Below are 16,358 nucleotides of genomic sequence, written 5' to 3' on the forward strand. Positions count from 1 at the left end.
CGCGGGTCGCAAGCGCTGGCGGCTCAGTCGAGGATGGCCCTGTGGCGAACCCGGTCGCCCACGGCGATGCCGAGGCGCGCGGCGGTGCCGGCATTGAGTTCGAGCACATAGCGCACCGGCCGCGGCGAGGCGACGATGTCTTCGGAAAAAGGCGTGGTGTCCGCGGCGATCCCGGCCACCCGCCCGTCCTCGCCGATGAACACCATGTCGAGCGGCAGCGGCGTGTTCTTCATCCACATCAGCACCTGCCGGGTCTGGTCGAAGCGGAACAGCATGCCGTGATCGGCCGCCATCTCGCGCCTGAACATCAGGCCCGTTGCGCGGGTGTCGGGGGTCAGCGCGAGTTCGACGGAAAACCTGACCGGTCCGCCGGCCGTGTCGATGACCAGCCTTTCGGCGTCCGTCGGCAGCACCTCCGCCCGCGCCGCCGGCGCAAGGCCCGCGCACAGAAGAAGCACCGCGGCAAACAGGACGGCGGCGAGAGACGGGAGCGCGCGCATCGGCTCAGTGGGAATTGGGAACGGGCGAATCGATGTCCGGATGGATTTCGGCCGCCATCAAGCCCTTGTCGCCATCGCCGTAGCGCACCAGCACCACCTGTCCGGGCCTCAGTTCGGCCAAGCCATAGCGCCGCAGCGTCTCCATGTGCACGAAGATGTCCTCGGTCCCCTCGCCCCGGGTCAGAAACCCGAATCCCTTGGTGCGGTTGAACCACTTGACGATGGCGCGCTCGAGCCCGCTGGTCGGCTTGACCTGGACATGGGTGCGCACCGGCGGCAGCTGCGAGGGATGGACGGCGGTCGACGTGTCCATCGAAATGATGCGGAACGTCTGGTAGCCACGCTCGCGCTTCTGGATCTCGCAGACGATGCGGGTGCCTTCCAGAACGGTCTGATAGCCGTCGCGCCTGAGGCATGTCACATGCAGCAGGACGTCATCCATGCCATTGTCGGGGACGATGAAGCCAAAGCCCTTGGCGACGTCGAACCATTTGATGACACCGGTGATCTCGATCAGGTCGACCGCGTCACCATGCGCCCCCGCCAACGCCTCGTTCTTGTCAGAGGACCTTTCCCCCATCCGGATAGCTCTCCGATACGCGCCACATGGAATTCGACTGATTCTCGAATAAAACATTAACATTGTATTGCGCGCGCTGTGCAAGCCCCGCCGTAAAACTTGTTGCACCATCCACTTCTAATACAAGCGACGCACCTCAGACGGTGATGCGGACCCGCAGCCGTCGTCGAAACGGCGCGCAATCCTTTGCGAAGCCGGGCATTGCCCTTACGGAAACCGCAAAATGAGCAGGCTTTGCACGGTGCCGGCATTGCCTCCGGGGGAAATCCGCCTATCGTTCCCCGGACGATGAACAAGAGGTAGGCTCATGCAGTATTTGCACACAATGGTCCGGGTGACGGATGTCGACGCTTCGCTCGATTTCTATTGCAACAAGCTCGGACTGGAGGAAATCCGCCGGCACGAGAGCGAACAGGGACGCTTCACGCTGATCTTTCTGGCGGCGCCCGACGACAAGGAGCGCGCGCTCGCCGACAAGGCGCCGATGGTGGAGCTGACCTACAACTGGGACCCCGAGGAGTATCACGGCGGGCGCAATTTCGGCCACCTCGCTTATGCGGTCGACGATATCTACGCGCTCTGCCAGCACCTGATGGACAACGGCGTGACCATCAACCGCCCGCCGCGCGACGGCCACATGGCCTTCGTACGCTCGCCGGACGGAATCTCGATCGAGCTTCTGCAGAAGGGCGATCCGCTGGAGCCGGCGGAACCCTGGGCCTCGATGAAGAACACCGGGGCCTGGTAGGCTGAAGCCGCGGGCCGGCCACCTCGCGCCGGCCCGCCGACAACACCCGGGCACGAGCCCAGCACCAGCCCTCAGCAGCAGCCCTCAGCAGCAGCCAAGGGGACCGTTCGGCCCGCGCGCCGGAGTGCAAGGCCCCCTGACGCATTGTCGCGGTCGCGCGCAAGGCTCACGCAATCGACGGCTGCTACAAAGCCAAATATGTCATGGTTTTGCCGTATTTGAACCGCATCGCAAGATCAGGATCCACACTCCCGTTTGTCCGGTCACGCTCGGATATGTGCGTTTACAACAGCATGACAAATGGGTACGCACCTTCTGAGGTCCACGTACCTCTTATCGCATACACAGGGGCTCCATAGTTTGCTGACAGGCGGGAAATATTCGGTCATGCGCCGCACGGACGGCCACATCTACTTGTTGGCCTCTGTTGCACTGGTTCTGACCGGATGCGTGTCTGCCGGCGATTCGTCGATCTATGCGACGAGCCCGGGCTTCGCCCCCTCCTCTTCCAGCTATGTCGACCTGTCGAGCGCAGACGAATCGGACGCGCTGATGATGGCGTCGCGGGCCGAAGACGCGACCCAGACCGCGACCATTCCCGAATCCGGCCAGGCGGCCGCGGAACCCCAGCCGCAGCAGGCCCAGCCCGGATCGATGGTGATGGCCGAAACCTCGGTCGATGCGCTCAATCGCGGCATTACCCAGGCCCAGCCGGCGCAGCCGGCGACCAATCTTTACAGCGCTCCCGCCACTGCGCCGCAGGCACCCACCGAGAGCGCCGCCGCGGAACCTGAAATCACGCCGGACCCGGCCAATATCGCGCAGCGCATGGCCTCGGCCGAATTGCCGCCGGCGACCGCTGAGACGGAAGCCGCCGCCCAGGCTGCTGCCCCGACTGCTGCCCAGGCGCCGGTTCAGGAACTGGCGGTCGTCGCCCCGCCGAAGAAGCAATCGATTTTCGCGCGCCTGTTCGCGCCGCAACAGAAATCGGCCAAGGCCGCGCCCGCGGGCACCAAGCAGCGGGTGGTATCGCCCAAGGCTGAGCCGGTGGTGGTCGCCTCGGCTTCCGGTGGCGCCACCACGGAACTGCCGGGCGTGCGCATGTCGAACGTCTTCGATATCGGCTCCAGCGAGGGCGACGGCGAAGACGAGGGCCCGATCGAAGTCGCCTCGGCGGCAGGCCTCGCGCGACTCGCGCCCAACGGATTGCACCTGCAGACCGAAAAGGTCGAGGTTGGCTGCTTCAAACCGGAACTGGTGCGCGTTCTCAAGGGCATCGAACGGCATTACGGCCGGCCTCTGGTGGTGACCTCCGGCTACCGCAGCCCCAGGCACAACCGCAAGGTCGGCGGCGCCTCGGGCTCGCGCCACACCACCTGCGAAGCAGCCGACATCCAGATCGAAGGCGTTTCCAAGTGGCAGTTGGCGAAATATCTGCGCTCGATGCCCGACCGCGGCGGCGTCGGCACCTACTGCCACACCGAATCGGTGCATATCGACGTGGGCACCCCGCGCGACTGGAACTGGCGCTGCCGCCGTCGCAAGTAACCCCGACTTGAGTCTGGCCTGACGGCCGGGCGCGCGTTGCGTCGACACCGGTTGCCGTCACCTCCCCCAATTTTGTTGAGCGAATGGCCCGATGCGCGGCAGTGGCGCAGTCGGTGGTTCCCGTTTTCATCGGCAAGATCATGCGTGCCGGGCGCTGTCACGCCCACGCGCCCCGCACCGCTCCGCCTCTCTCAAAAAAAGTTCGATTTTTTTCGCCCAAATGCAATTAACCGCTTGCGGTCCGAAAACGGTCTGACTATAAGACGCCCACCAGCGCACGCGCCCTTCGTCTATCGGTTAGGACGCCAGATTTTCATTCTGGAAAGAGGGGTTCGACTCCCCTAGGGCGTGCCACTTTTCAAGCACTTGGCTTGATTTCTTCACCTAAAATTCGAACATGATTTTCAGCGCAGCCCGGCCTGCGGCGGACATCGCACATGCGTAGCCGGCTCCGCAGTGGAGAGACGAATACGCGTGCCGGAACGGCGCCTGCAGGGGCCGGTGAAGGCTGTCCTGAGCGCGTTGGGACCGTCAGCTGAAAGAAGGTGGCCTAACGGGCCACGGCAGCGTCTACGACGCGAATCTGGACGCGCCGCACGCCCTGCCAGTGATCGGCCGACAGCGTCCCTGCGACGTGGAACGACAGGCCGCGGCCATTGAGCAGCGCCGAGCCCATTTCGGTGTCGGCGGCGCGGAAGGCAATGCCGTTCAGCCTGCCGCCATCGGCGCCCTGCAGCGTGAGCTTGATGTGATTCTGCCCCACCACGCGCGCATCGCTGAGCGTATGGGCGGGCACGGCGAACACCGGCTGCGGATGCCCCGCGCCATAGGGGCCGGCGCGCTCGATCATGTCGATGAGATCGAGTGTTGCACCGGAGGCCGAAACCGCGCCATCGATCTTCAAGCGGTGCGCTGCGGTCAGGCCGGCAACGGTCTCGGCGGCATTGTCCTCGAAATAGGCCCTGAGATCGCCCAGGCGCCGCTTGTCCACGGTGATGCCCGCTGCCATGGCATGCCCGCCTCCCTTGACCAGGAGGCCCGTTTCCACCGCCTTGCGCACCAGCCTGCCGATATCGAGGCCAGGCACCGAGCGGCCCGATCCCGTGCCCTTGCCCATGCCGTCAAACGCGATGGCAAAAGCGGGGCGGCGATAGCGCTCCTTCAGTCGCGAGGCGAGCAGGCCGACGACGCCGGGATGCCAGCCCTCGCGGGCGGTGACGATGACGGCAGGCCCCGCGCCGCTCGCCATCTCGGCTGCGGCCTCGGCGTCGGCTTCCTCCAGCATCGCCGCCTCGATCGCCTGGCGCTCGCGGTTCAATTCCTCGAGCCGTTCGGCAATCGCTCCGGCTTCCGCGGTGTCTTCGAGCGTCAGCAGCCGGCTGCCGAGCGCGGCATCGCCGATTCGTCCGCCGGCATTAATTCGCGGGCCGATCAGATAGCCCAGATGATAGGGCGAGATCGGGCCGTTGACGCCGACCCGCTGGATCAGCGCGGCAAGGCCGGCATTGGCCATCGAGCGCGCCGCGAGCAGGCCCTTGACCACGAAGGCGCGGTTGAGCCCCTTGAGCGGCACCACGTCGCAGACGGTGGCGAGCGCCACCAGGTCGAGGCAGGCAAGCAGGTCGAACTCCCCTGCCCGCCGGTCGCCGGAAGTGCGTAAAAGCCGCAGCACGCCGGCAAGCACCATGAACACCACGCCGCAGGCGCACAGATGGCCGAGGCCCGACAGGTCGTCCTCGCGGTTGGGATTGACCAGTGCGTGGCACACCGGCAGTTCGCTCGACACCTGGTGATGGTCGATCACCACCACATCGACGCCGCGCCGCGCTGCTTCCTCGAGCGATTGATGGCTGGTCGATCCACAATCGACGGTGATGATCAGCCCGGCGCCGCGCTCGATCAATTCGCCGATGGCGGCGGGATTCGGGCCGTAGCCTTCGAAAATGCGGTCCGGGATGTAGATTTCCGATGGAAGTCCGAAATGGCGCAGGAAGCGCTGCATCAGCGCCGAGGAGGCCGCGCCGTCGACATCGTAGTCGCCGAACACCGCCACCCGTTCGCCGCGCTTGATGGCGGCGGCGATCCGCTCTGCCGCGCGGTCGCAATCGGTCAGCCGCGAAGGATCCGGCATCAGCGTCTTGATGGTGGGATCGAGGAAAGCCTTCGCATCGCCGATCGCCACATCCCGGCCGGCGAGCACGCGGGCGATCACATCGGGCAATCCGGTGGTCTGGGCGATCGAAATCGCCTTGTTCTCGCCCGCGAGATCAAGCCGCGCCGTCCATTTCTGGCCGGAAAGCGATTGCTCGACACCGAGAAACGCCCGCTCGGATGCGCTGCTGCCTGTCATCGGCTGTCACCTGTGCTTGCCCGCCTTGCCACCATGACCGCGCCGCAGACATTGCTCATAGACCAAAGCAGCGCGGCCCGCAAAATGCAGGGCCGCGCAACAGGTCATTTCCGGATCCGGGTGGCGCCGCCGGCGCCATCGCTCAGTCGAACTTTTCGAGGTCCTGGTGGCGGGCCTTGATTTCGCGCACGGTGCGCGACGACGAACGCATGACGATGGTGTGGGTGATGATCGCGTCGGGGGCGAAGCGGACGCCTTGCAGCAGATTGCCGTCGGTCACGCCGGTGGCGGCGAACAGCACATCGCCGCTCGCCATTTCTTCCATGGAATAGACCCGGTGCGGATCGGTGATCCCCATCTTGGCGGCGCGCGCCAGCTTGTCCTCGGTATTGAGTTCGAGCCGGCCCTGCATCTGGCCGCCGATGCAGCGCAAGGCGGCGGCGGCAAGCACGCCCTCGGGCGCCCCGCCAATGCCCATATAGATGTCGATGCCGGTCTGTTCCGGATCGGTGGTATGGATGATGCCGGCCACGTCGCCATCGCCGATCAGCCGGATCGCCGCGCCCGTGTCGCGCACCTCCTCGATCAGCCGCGCATGACGCGGACGGTCGAGAATGCAGGCCGTGACCTGGCTCACGTCCACGCCCTTCGCGCGCGCCACGGCATGCAGGTTCTCGGTCGGCGTCGCGTCGAGCGAGACGGTATTGGGCGGATAGCCGGGGCCGATCGCGATCTTTTCCATATAGACGTCGGCGGCGTAGAGCAGGCTGCCCTTTTCGGCGATGGCGATCACGGCCAGCGAATTGGGCAGGTTCTTGGCGCAGATGGTGGTGCCCTCGAGCGGATCGAGCGCGATGTCGACCTTGGCGCCGTCGCGGGTTCCGACTTCCTCGCCGATATAGAGCATCGGCGCTTCGTCGCGCTCGCCCTCGCCGATCACCACCACGCCGTCGATCGGCAGGCGGTTGAGCTCCGAGCGCATCGCATCGACGGCAGCCTGGTCGGCCGCCTTTTCGTCTCCACGGCCGCGCAGCCGGGCAGCGGCCACGGCCGCGCGTTCTGTGACCCGGGCAATCTCGAGTGTCAGAATGCGGTCGAGACCGCTCGTCTCTGTCGGTGTATCAGCCATGATGCGGGTTCCTCAGCGTGTCATTCCGGCAGGTCTTACAGCCAGAAAACACTCCAAGGCAATCCGCGCGGGGCATTTAAACCCGCTGTTTTTTCAAGATATTGGCTTGTTCCAAGCCTAAATCGATTAGACGCAGCCCGGCCACCGCCAGCGCTCAGCCCTCGCGGGTGCGCTCGATCCGGATCACCTGCGGCTCGCCCGACAGATAGCCCTCGCCCTTGATCGCGCCGACCGCGGAGCGGACCTTGGATTCGGTGGTCGCATGGGTGACCAGGATCACGGTCTGCGGACCGTCCGCGGCCCCGCCCGGCCGCGCCCGCTGCACGATCGATTCCAGCGAGATGCCGTTGTCGGCCATCTTGGTGGCGATCGAGGCGAACACGCCGGCGCGGTCGTCGACCTTGAGCGATATGAAATAGCCGCCTTCGTGGCTCTGGATCTGCGCCCGCTGATAGGGCTCGAGCTTGGCGGCGGGACGGCCGAGCGCCGGTGCATGCTGGTGGCCGGGCCGGCTCTTGGCGATGTCGGCGACGTCACCGAGCACGGCGGACGCGGTGGCATCGCCGCCCGCGCCGGGGCCCGACAGCATCAGCTCGCCCAGGATGTCGGCCTCGATCGTCACCGCATTGGTCACGCCCTCGACCTGCGCGATCATCGAGCCCTTGGGCACCATGGTCGGATGCACCCGCTGTTCGATGCCGGTCCCGGTTTTCAGCGCCACGCCGAGCAGCTTGATGCGGTAGCCGAGCTCGTCGGCGGCATGGATATCGTCGATGGAAATATTGGTGATGCCCTCGACATAGACCTCGTCGGCGGCGATCTGGGTGCCGAACGCCAGGCTGGTCAGGATCGACAGCTTGTGCGCGGTGTCGTTGCCCTCGATGTCGAAAGCGGGATCGGCCTCGGCATAGCCGAGCCGCTGCGCCTCGGCGAGACACTCGGCGAAGCCGAGATTGTCGCGCTGCATGCGGGTGAGGATGTAATTGCAGGTGCCGTTGAGGATGCCGTAGATCCGCTGGACCGAGTTGCCGGTCAGCGATTCCCGCATCGCCTTGATCACCGGAATGCCGCCGGCCACCGCCGCCTCGAAATTCAGCAGCACGCCATTCGATTCCGCAAGCTTCGCAAGCTCCACGCCATGGCGGGCGAGCATCGCCTTGTTGGCGGTCACCACATGCCGTCCGGCAGCGAGCGCGGCGGTGGCGGCCGCAAGCGCAGGATCGCCCTCGCCGCCCATCAGTTCGACGAACACGTCGATGTCCGCCTCGCGCGCCATGGCGACCGGATCGTCATACCAGTTCACGCCGTCGAGGCTGAAGCCGCGATCACGATTGCGGCTGCGCGCGCTCACGGCGGTGATGACGATCTCCCGCCCGCAAATGTCGGCAAGCATGTTGTGGCGGGTGGTGATCGCGCGAAACAGCGCTGAGCCGACGGTTCCCAGTCCCGCAATGCCGATTTTGAGGGCATCAGTCATGTTTGCTATCCATTTTGCCTGGTCAGTGTCCGAATGCCTCCGCGCGGGCCGCGCGGAACGAAGATGGTGAGGGGCGGTTTACCGGCAGCACCCTAAGGGGTCAACGCCGGGCCGACAGGGACACCACATTGTCGCCGCCGTCCTTGGCGCTCGACAGGAACCGCTTGATGTTGCGCGCGGCCTGCCGGATCCGGTGCTCGTTTTCGACGAGCGCGATGCGCACATGCTGGTCACCGTGCTCGCCGAAGCCCACGCCCGGCGCGACGGCGACATCGGCCTTCTCGACGAGGAGCTTGGAGAATTCGAGCGAGCCGAGCGCCCTGAACGGCTCGGGAATCGGCGCCCAGGCGAACATGGTTGCCGGCGGCGGCGGCACCTGCCACCCGGCCTTGGCGAAACTATCGACCAGCACGTCGCGACGGCGCTTGTAGACCGAACGCACTTCGGCGATGTCGGTCCCGTCGCCGTTGAGCGCCGCGGTGGCGGCCACCTGGATCGGCGTGAAGGCGCCGTAGTCGAGATAGGATTTCACCCGCGTCAGCGCCGCAACCAGCCGCTCGTTGCCGACGGCGAAGCCCATGCGCCATCCGGGCATGGAGAACGTCTTCGACATCGAGGTGAACTCGACGCAGATGTCGATCGCGCCGGGAACCTGCAGGACCGAAGGCGGCGGGGTTTCGTCGAAATAGATCTCGGAATAGGCGAGATCCGACAGCACGATGATGTCGTGGGCCTTGGCGAAGGCGACCACGTCCTTGTAGAAATCGAGCGTGGCGACATAGCTCGTGGGATTGGACGGGTAGTTGAGGATCAGCGCCAGCGGCTTGGGGATCGAGTGGCGCACCGCGCGTTCGAGCGCGACGAAGAAACTGTCGTCGGGCACGACGTCGAGCGAGCGGATCACGCCGCCCGACATGATGAAGCCGAAGGCGTGGATCGGATAGGTCGGGTTCGGGCACAGGATCACGTCGCCGGGCGCGGTGATCGCCTGGGCCATGTTGGCGAAGCCCTCCTTGGAGCCGAGCGTGGCAACGATCTGGGTATCGGGATTGAGCTTGACGCCGAAGCGGCGCTGGTAATAGGCGGCCTGGGCGCGCCTCAAGCCCGGAATGCCGCGCGATGTCGAGTACCGGTGGGTGCGCGGGTCGCGAACCGCCTCGCACAGCTTGTCGACGATTGCCGGCGGCGTGGGAAGATCGGGGTTTCCCATGCCGAGGTCGATGATATCCGCGCCGCCGGCCCGGGCCGAGGCCTTCAACCGGTTGACCTGTTCAAAAACATAGGGCGGAAGCCGCCGGACCTTGTGAAATTCTTCCATGGGAGTCCCCATACGTGTGGGCTGAATGCGGGTGCCTGAGCGATGACGGGTGTGCGTCCAAACAGGCGTGAACGCAAGAGCTAATTCTCGATCTGCTGCTGTGTGTCGCTGCCGTGGCTGGCCGCCAGCGCGCGCAGTTCCCTGAGCCGCGCCTCGTACTGCGCCCGTGCGCTGGGCGTGGACGCCCTATCCTTGAGCAGCTTCGCCATCTCCGCCTCGGCCGCGAGCTTTTCCGCCGTCGTCATCTGTGTGTTCGCGGCCTGCGGCACGGTGCCGATGGTGGGATAGGTGCCGGTCTGGCGCGCGCCGCTTTCGACGAAGGCCTTCTTCTCGACCGGCGCGGTCTTTTCGATCGGGACCACGGACGCGAAGCCGGGATTGCGGCGGATCACCGCGGGCGATTGTGCCGTCTCGCGCGCGGCACCGGCGGACCCTGCGGGTTGCAATGCCGCTGCTTCAGCGGGCGCGATCCCGGATGCGGACGGCGAACGGGCGGCCGGCGCGGCCTTGGGCGCGGCGTCCTCCAGCGAGGCGGTCTGGCATCCGGCAACGAAAAGCACCAGGAACAAGGCTGCTGCCGGTCGAAAAATCGGGTTCATGGTCCTGTATAATCCGGTCTCCGCCCAATGGCGGTCATGACATCGACGCAAAAAGCCCTTATCACTTAACCTTAAATGCCTGGACTTCAAACCAAGCATTGCAACCAAGCCGATTTAAGGCAGAAGACCGCGCGGAAGCAAGCTTTGGCGCTCAGGAGGAGGCAGCAACATGCCGGAAAAGGGCAAAGACGCGCCCACCGACGCCCCGAGAGACGGTGCTGACGCCGGTTCCTCGGCCGCCGAGGCCTATGTGGTCAAGGATCCGGAAGCCTTTGCCCGCAATGTCGCGCGCATGCTCGAGCAACTGGGCAAGGCCGCCGCCGCCTGGGTCGAGCCGCGCGAAAAGGGCGAAGTCGCCGACACCCTGTCCGAACCGATGGCCGACATGGTCAAGACCTTTTCCAAGGTCGGCGAATACTGGCTCGCCGACCCCAAGCGCGCGATAGAAGCCCAGACATCGCTGCTGACGGGCTATTTCGGCATGTGGACCGAATCGGTCAAGCGCATGTCCGGAGAGACGGCCGAGCCCCGGCCGAAAACCACGGACAAGCGCTTCTCCGATCCCGACTGGGACAATAATCCCTTCTTCGAGTTCCTCAAGAACGCCTATTTCATCACCTCGGACTGGGCCAACCGGCTGGTGGCCGACAGCCAGGGGCTCGATGAGCACACCCGCCACAAGGCGGCCTTCTACATGCGCCAGATCACCTCCGCCCTGTCGCCGGCCAATTTCCTTGCCACCAATCCGGAACTCTACAAGGAGATGGTCGCGTCCAACGGCGCCAACCTGGTGCGCGGCATGCACATGCTGGCCGAGGACATCGCCGCCGGCAGGGGCGAGCTCAAGCTCCGGCAATCCGATGCCTCCAAATTCGCGGTCGGCGACAACATCGCCGTTTCGCCGGGCAAGGTCATCGCCCAGAACGACATCTGCCAGATCATCCAGTACGCGCCCTCGACCGAAACGGTCTTGAAGCGGCCGCTGATGATCGTGCCGCCCTGGATCAACAAGTTCTACATTCTCGACCTGAACCCGAAGAAGAGCTTCATCAAATGGGCGGTCGATCAGGGACAGACGGTGTTCGTGGTCTCCTGGGTCAATCCCGACAAGCGTCACGCCCGCAAGGACTGGGAAGCCTATTCGCGCGAGGGCATCTCCTTTGCGCTCGACGTGATCGAGCAGGCCACCGGCGAACGCGAGGTCAATGCCATCGGCTATTGCGTCGGCGGCACGCTGCTGGCCGCCACGCTGGCGCTGCACGCCCAGGAGAAGGACACGCGCATCGCCTCGGCGACGCTGTTCACCACGCAGACCGATTTCACCCATGCGGGCGATCTCAAGGTCTTCGTCGACCATGACCAGATTGCCGCGATCGAGGCGGCGATGGAGAAGAACGGCTATCTCGACGGCTCGCGCATGGCGACCGCCTTCAACATGTTGCGCGCCTCCGACCTGATCTGGCCCTATGTCGTCAACAACTACCTCAAGGGCAAGGATCCGATGCCCTTCGATCTGTTGTACTGGAATTCCGACGCCACGCGGATGCCGGCGGCGAACCACTCGTTCTACCTGCGCAACTGCTATCTCGAAAACAATTTGGCCCAGGGCCGGATGAAGCTCGCCGGCAAGACGCTGAAGCTCGGCCGGGTCAAGATCCCGATCTACAACCTGGCTGCGAAAGAGGATCACATCGCCCCTGCCCGCTCCGCCTATCTCGGCGGACGACTGTTCGGCGGCGACGTGACCTTCGTGATGGCAGGCTCCGGCCACATCGCCGGCGTGATCAATCCGCCCGAGGCCGGAAAATACCAGTTCTGGTCCGATGGGCCCGAGGGGGCGGACTTCGACCAATGGGTCGAAGGCGCCAAACAGACGCCGGGCTCGTGGTGGCCGCACTGGCAAGCCTGGATCCGCGCGCAATCGGATGCGGAGGTTCCGGCGCGCAAACCCGGCGGCGGCAAGCTCAAGCCAATCGAGGACGCACCCGGCTCCTATGTGCGGGTCCGCGTCTGAAGCGTATCAGCCGCGCGGCGGACCTATGATCGCCGCGTCCAGCGCCTACTGATTTGCCGATCCGCCAAAAGCCTGCTATCGCCGCCGCGATGAAATTCGATCCCCCTCTCGTTCCCGCCACGCTTGTGCGTCGCTACAAGCGGTTCCTGGTCGATGTCGAACTCGACAGCGGCGAGATGATCACCGGCTCCTGCCCCAACACCGGATCGATGCTGGGGCTGACGGCTCCGGGCTCGCGCTGCTATCTGACCGAACACGCAGGCGGCACGCGCAAGTTCCGTCACGCGCTCGAACTGGTGGAAGCCGACGGCACACTGGTGGGGATCAACACCGCCCGGCCCAACCGGCTGGTCGAGGAAGCCATCGAAGCGGGCATGATCGGCTCGCTCGGGCTCTATGCGGAGCGACGGCGCGAGCAGAAATACGGCCTCAATTCGCGCATCGACATCCTGCTCTCCGATCCGGAGCGCGGGCGCGCCTATGTCGAGGTCAAGAACGTGCATTTCTGCCGCACCCCGCGGCTCGCCGAGTTTCCGGACAGCGTCACCCTGCGTGGCGCCAAGCATCTCGAGGAACTGGGCGACATGGTCGAGGCCGGGCATCGCGCGATCATGGTTTATTTGATCCAGCGCGACGACATCGACCGCCTCAGGATTTGCCACGATCTCGATCCCGGATATGCGGCGGCATTTCGGCGCGCCATGAAACGCGGGGTTGAAGCTTGCGCGATACGGTGCAAGATCACATCTGAGGAATTGTGCGCTGAATCGCTGGTCCCCGTTGAGGAACCGGACGTAAACAGCGTATCATGATCCCACCCGGCCAGGCCGGGCGGGACACAAGAGAGCGAGCCTGCCATGATCACCTATGTCGACGCCGCTTCGGCTCCGTTGAAGAACACCGGCCAGATCCGGCTTTATGGCCCGGACGGCTTTGAAGGCATGCGCAAGGCAAGCCACATCACCGCCCGCTGCCTTGACGAGCTGGCGGCCATGGTCGCGCCGGGCGTGACCACCAACGAGATCGACCGGTTCGTCTACGAATTCGGCATGGACAACAACGCGCTCCCCGCGACGCTGAATTATCGCGGCTATACCAAGTCCACCTGCACCTCGATCAACCATGTGGTGTGCCACGGCATCCCCAACGACAAGCCGCTGCGCGAAGGCGACATCGTCAATATCGACGTGACCTATGTGGTCGACGGCTGGCACGGCGATTCGAGCCGCATGTACCCGGTGGGCCAGATCAAGCGCGCCGCCGAACGCCTGCTCGAAATCACCCACAATTCGCTGATGCTCGGCATCGCCGCCGTCAAGCCCGGTGCCCGCACCGGCGCCATCGGCCAGGCGATCCAGACCTATGCCGAAGCGGAACGCTGTTCCGTGGTGCGCGATTTCTGCGGCCATGGCGTGGGCCAGCTGTTCCACGACGCGCCCAACATCCTGCATTACGGCCGCGCCGACGAAGGGCCGGAAATGCGCCCGGGCATGATCTTCACCATCGAGCCGATGATCAATCTCGGCCGCCCGCATGTCAAAGTCCTCTCCGACGGCTGGACCGCGGTCACCCGCGACCGCTCGCTGACCGCGCAATATGAGCACACGGTCGGCGTGACTGAGGACGGCTGCGAGATCTTCACCCTGTCGCCGGCGGGGCTCGACCGGCCAGGCCTGCCGGCATGACATCACGCCGCGGCCCGGTTCGGACGGACGAGCATCCCGGCGGCGGCGGCCTGCATGACGAAGGCCAGGATTTCGCGCCCGGTGACGAGCGCGCCTTCTTCGCCGAAACCCAGCCCGGCAAGGGCCAGGGGCTGGCGGCACGCTCCCCGCTCGGGTCGGGTGGCGAAGAGCATTACCACGGCCACCGCGACCGGCTGCGCCTGCGGTTCCGCGAGGGCGGCGACCGGGCGCTCGCCGATTACGAACTGCTGGAACTCCTGCTGTTCCGGCTGATCCCGCGCCGCGACACCAAACCGATCGCCAAGGCGCTGCTGGCGCGCTTCGGCTCCCTGACCGAAGTGCTTGGCGCGCCGGCGCATCTGCTGACCGAGGTCAAGGGCGTGGGCGACAGCGTCGCCACCGATCTGAAGCTCGTCGCCGCGGTCGCCCACCGCATGCTCAAGGGCGATCTCAAGGGCCGGCAGGTGCTGGCCTCCTGGTCGTCCGTGATCGACTATTGCCGCGCCGCCATGGCTTTCGAAACACGCGAGCAGTTCCGGGTGCTGTTTCTCGACAAGAAGAACGCACTGATCGCCGACGAGGTGCAGCAGACCGGCACGGTCGACCATACGCCGGTCTATCCGCGCGAAGTGGTCAAGCGGGCGCTCGAACTCTCCGCCACCGCCCTCATTCTGGTCCACAATCACCCGTCCGGCGACCCGACCCCCTCGCGCGCCGACATCGAGATGACCAAGCTGATCGTCGACACCGCCCGTCCGCTCGGCATCACCGTTCACGATCACATCATCATCGGCAAGGACGGCCATGCGAGCCTCAAGGGGCTCAAGCTGATCTAGGTCCCGCTCCATCCGGCCATCTCGGCGCTGTCGAGAAAGCGCGCCGAGTCGGCCTTGATCTCTTCGATTCGGTCCGGCGTCATCTTGCCGAGCGACCCCATGATCACGCCCATGCGGTGATTCTGCCTGAGCTGCCGTTCGTTGCGCATGAGGAAATCCCAGTAGAGATAATTGAACGGACAGGCCTCTTCGCCGGCCTTCTTCTTCACATCGAACCGGCAGCCAGCGCAGTAATCGCTCATCCGGTCGATATAGGCGCCCGAGGCGGCATAGGGCTTGGACGCGAGAAAGCCGCCATCGGCATAGAGCGCCATGCCCACCACATTGGGCATTTCCACCCATTCATAGGCGTCGTGATAGACCACCAGGAACCATTCCTGGACCTCGGCCGGATCTATGCCTGCAAGCAGGCAGAAATTGCCGAGCACCATCAGCCGCTGGATGTGATGCGCATAGGCATGCGCCTTGGTCTCGGAGATCGCCTGGTGCAAGCAGTTCATGCGCGTTTCGCCGGTCCAGAAGAAGCCGGGCAGCGGGCGCGTGGCCTCAAGCGCGTTGGCGTGCGCGTAATCCGGCATTTTCAGCCAGTAGACGCCGCGGATGAATTCGCGCCAGCCGATGATCTGGCGGACGAACCCCTCGACCGCGTTGAGCGGCGCCCTGCCCGCCGCATGGGCCTTGACCGCCGCGTCGCAGCATTCGCGCGGATCGAGGAGCCCGCAATTGATCAGCGCCGACAGGTGGCTGTGAAACAACAGCGGCTCGCCCTCTTTCATCGCGTCCTGCCAGTCGCCGAAGCCGGGCAGCGCCTTGGCGATGAACCAGTCGAGATAATCTTTCGCATCGGCGCGCGTGACCGGGTGATCGAACGGATCGAGATCGCCGAAATGGGTGGCGAACCGATCACCCACCAGTTCGAGAACCTCTTTCGTCACTGCGTCCGGCGGATACCGTGGCCGCTCGGGAATTTTCACGTCCCCAGCCAGGGGCTTGCGGTTCTGGGAATCAAAATTCCACTGCCCTCCCTCGGGCTCGCCGTCCACCATCAGATAGCCGGTGCGCCGGCGCATCTCGCGATAGAAATACTCCATCCTGAGCGATTTCGGCTGCGCGCCACGGTCATCGACCGCCCAGCTCACGAAATCCTCGTGGCTCGCCAGAAAGCGCGAGTCGGCGCGAATCTCGAGATCTGCCGCCAGTTCCTCCCGCCACGAGCGGGCGGCATCGAGCACCCGGAGTTCCGACGGCTCGGTCATCACCACGCGGCTCGCGCCAGTGCGGGAAACGGCCTCGGCCAGCGCGGCGCCGAAGGATCCCGGATTGCCGTCGGCATCGAGCGCAAGATAGTCGACCTCGAAACCCTCGGCGCGCAGCTCCTCGGCAAAATGCCGCATCGCCGAAAACAGGAAGGCGATCTTCTTCTTGTGATGGCGCACGGAGGTGGCTTCCGCCATCACCTCGGCCATGAAGATCACGTCGCGCCCCGGCACGGCGTCGGCAAGGCTCGACAGATCGCGCGACAACTGGTCGCCGAGCACGAAACGCAGGCATGTCTGCTCGGCCATGATCCTCCT

Annotated in this window: 14 protein-coding genes and 1 tRNA gene; 7 read left to right on the forward strand and 8 right to left on the reverse strand. The window is 65.1% G+C overall.

Annotated features, from left to right (window positions below):
• Window positions 1–23: 23 nt before the first annotated feature.
• Window positions 24–500, reverse strand: a complete 477-nt coding sequence (locus tag AWJ14_RS04255; RefSeq protein WP_066175346.1) for a DUF192 domain-containing protein — start codon at window positions 498–500, stop codon at window positions 24–26.
• 4 nt (window positions 501–504) lie between these two features.
• Window positions 505–1,080, reverse strand: a complete 576-nt coding sequence (locus tag AWJ14_RS04260) for a cold-shock protein (protein WP_066175348.1) — start codon at window positions 1,078–1,080, stop codon at window positions 505–507.
• Window positions 1,081–1,387: 307 nt separating this feature from the next.
• Here AWJ14_RS04260 and AWJ14_RS04265 point away from each other — a divergent pair, with 307 nt between their 5' ends.
• The 3 genes from AWJ14_RS04265 to AWJ14_RS04275 all read left to right on the forward strand — a co-directional run bounded on the left by AWJ14_RS04265 (window position 1,388) and on the right by AWJ14_RS04275 (window position 3,730).
• Window positions 1,388–1,828, forward strand: a complete 441-nt coding sequence (locus AWJ14_RS04265; protein ID WP_066175350.1) for a VOC family protein — start codon at window positions 1,388–1,390, stop codon at window positions 1,826–1,828.
• A gap of 387 nt (window positions 1,829–2,215) precedes the next feature.
• Entirely contained in the window at window positions 2,216–3,376 is a 1,161-nt protein-coding gene (locus AWJ14_RS04270) for a D-Ala-D-Ala carboxypeptidase family metallohydrolase (protein WP_066175352.1), read from the forward strand.
• 279 nt (window positions 3,377–3,655) lie between these two features.
• Window positions 3,656–3,730 (forward strand) — tRNA-Glu (locus AWJ14_RS04275).
• A 196-nt stretch (window positions 3,731–3,926) separates the two neighbouring features.
• On the opposite strand, the gene recJ is transcribed toward AWJ14_RS04275, so the two are convergent.
• From recJ to AWJ14_RS04300, 5 genes are all read right to left on the reverse strand, one after another.
• The gene (gene recJ, locus AWJ14_RS04280) at window positions 3,927–5,726 is read right to left on the reverse strand and encodes a single-stranded-DNA-specific exonuclease RecJ (RefSeq protein ID WP_066175353.1); all 1,800 of its coding nucleotides are present in this window, start codon (window positions 5,724–5,726) and stop codon (window positions 3,927–3,929) included.
• Window positions 5,727–5,868: 142 nt separating this feature from the next.
• The gene (gene glpX / locus AWJ14_RS04285) at window positions 5,869–6,855 is read right to left on the reverse strand and encodes a class II fructose-bisphosphatase (RefSeq protein ID WP_066175354.1); all 987 of its coding nucleotides are present in this window, start codon (window positions 6,853–6,855) and stop codon (window positions 5,869–5,871) included.
• Between the two features lie 154 nt (window positions 6,856–7,009).
• Entirely contained in the window at window positions 7,010–8,332 is a 1,323-nt protein-coding gene (locus tag AWJ14_RS04290; RefSeq protein ID WP_066175356.1) for a homoserine dehydrogenase, read from the reverse strand.
• Window positions 8,333–8,432: 100 nt separating this feature from the next.
• The gene (locus AWJ14_RS04295) at window positions 8,433–9,650 is read right to left on the reverse strand and encodes an LL-diaminopimelate aminotransferase (RefSeq protein ID WP_066175358.1); all 1,218 of its coding nucleotides are present in this window, start codon (window positions 9,648–9,650) and stop codon (window positions 8,433–8,435) included.
• An 80-nt stretch (window positions 9,651–9,730) separates the two neighbouring features.
• Window positions 9,731–10,249, reverse strand: a complete 519-nt coding sequence (locus AWJ14_RS04300; RefSeq protein WP_139112525.1) for a hypothetical protein — start codon at window positions 10,247–10,249, stop codon at window positions 9,731–9,733.
• 169 nt (window positions 10,250–10,418) lie between these two features.
• On the opposite strand from AWJ14_RS04300, the gene phaC reads away from it, so the two are divergent.
• From phaC to radC, 4 genes are all read left to right on the forward strand, one after another.
• On the forward strand, window positions 10,419–12,263 hold the full coding sequence (phaC, locus tag AWJ14_RS04305; protein WP_066175363.1) for a class I poly(R)-hydroxyalkanoic acid synthase: 1,845 nt from the start codon (window positions 10,419–10,421) through the stop codon (window positions 12,261–12,263).
• An 89-nt stretch (window positions 12,264–12,352) separates the two neighbouring features.
• Window positions 12,353–13,075, forward strand: a complete 723-nt coding sequence (gene sfsA, locus AWJ14_RS04310; RefSeq protein ID WP_066175553.1) for a DNA/RNA nuclease SfsA — start codon at window positions 12,353–12,355, stop codon at window positions 13,073–13,075.
• Between the two features lie 45 nt (window positions 13,076–13,120).
• Window positions 13,121–13,948, forward strand: a complete 828-nt coding sequence (gene map, locus AWJ14_RS04315; RefSeq protein ID WP_066175365.1) for a type I methionyl aminopeptidase — start codon at window positions 13,121–13,123, stop codon at window positions 13,946–13,948.
• Window positions 13,945–14,784 carry a RadC family protein gene (gene radC, locus AWJ14_RS04320; protein ID WP_083220004.1) on the forward strand — a complete coding sequence of 280 codons (840 nt, stop codon included), beginning with the start codon at window positions 13,945–13,947 and terminating at the stop codon, window positions 14,782–14,784. The genes map and radC overlap by 4 nt, the downstream gene beginning before the upstream one ends.
• On the opposite strand, the gene AWJ14_RS04325 is transcribed toward radC, so the two are convergent.
• Complete coding sequence (locus tag AWJ14_RS04325; protein ID WP_066175367.1) at window positions 14,781–16,349, reverse strand: cryptochrome/photolyase family protein; 1,569 nt, start codon at window positions 16,347–16,349, stop codon at window positions 14,781–14,783. The two genes, radC and AWJ14_RS04325, sit on opposite strands and share 4 nt — an antisense overlap.
• Window positions 16,350–16,358 lie beyond the last annotated feature (9 nt).

Source organism: Parahoeflea olei, from assembly GCF_001703635.1.
Classification (GTDB): domain Bacteria; phylum Pseudomonadota; class Alphaproteobacteria; order Rhizobiales; family Rhizobiaceae; genus Hoeflea; species Hoeflea olei.

Coding starts and splice junctions, on each gene's coding strand:
- AWJ14_RS04255 (WP_066175346.1), bottom strand. CDS start 500: ATGCGCGCGCTCCCGTCTCTCGCCGCCGTCCTGTTTGCCGCGGTGCTT.
- AWJ14_RS04260 (WP_066175348.1), bottom strand. CDS start 1,080: ATGGGGGAAAGGTCCTCTGACAAGAACGAGGCGTTGGCGGGGGCGCAT.
- AWJ14_RS04265 (WP_066175350.1), top strand. CDS start 1,388: ATGCAGTATTTGCACACAATGGTCCGGGTGACGGATGTCGACGCTTCG.
- AWJ14_RS04270 (WP_066175352.1), top strand. CDS start 2,216: ATGCGCCGCACGGACGGCCACATCTACTTGTTGGCCTCTGTTGCACTG.
- recJ (WP_066175353.1), bottom strand. CDS start 5,726: ATGACAGGCAGCAGCGCATCCGAGCGGGCGTTTCTCGGTGTCGAGCAA.
- glpX (WP_066175354.1), bottom strand. CDS start 6,855: ATGGCTGATACACCGACAGAGACGAGCGGTCTCGACCGCATTCTGACA.
- AWJ14_RS04290 (WP_066175356.1), bottom strand. CDS start 8,332: ATGACTGATGCCCTCAAAATCGGCATTGCGGGACTGGGAACCGTCGGC.
- AWJ14_RS04295 (WP_066175358.1), bottom strand. CDS start 9,650: ATGGAAGAATTTCACAAGGTCCGGCGGCTTCCGCCCTATGTTTTTGAA.
- AWJ14_RS04300 (WP_139112525.1), bottom strand. CDS start 10,249: ATGAACCCGATTTTTCGACCGGCAGCAGCCTTGTTCCTGGTGCTTTTC.
- phaC (WP_066175363.1), top strand. CDS start 10,419: ATGCCGGAAAAGGGCAAAGACGCGCCCACCGACGCCCCGAGAGACGGT.
- sfsA (WP_066175553.1), top strand. CDS start 12,353: ATGAAATTCGATCCCCCTCTCGTTCCCGCCACGCTTGTGCGTCGCTAC.
- map (WP_066175365.1), top strand. CDS start 13,121: ATGATCACCTATGTCGACGCCGCTTCGGCTCCGTTGAAGAACACCGGC.
- radC (WP_083220004.1), top strand. CDS start 13,945: ATGACATCACGCCGCGGCCCGGTTCGGACGGACGAGCATCCCGGCGGC.
- AWJ14_RS04325 (WP_066175367.1), bottom strand. CDS start 16,349: ATGGCCGAGCAGACATGCCTGCGTTTCGTGCTCGGCGACCAGTTGTCG.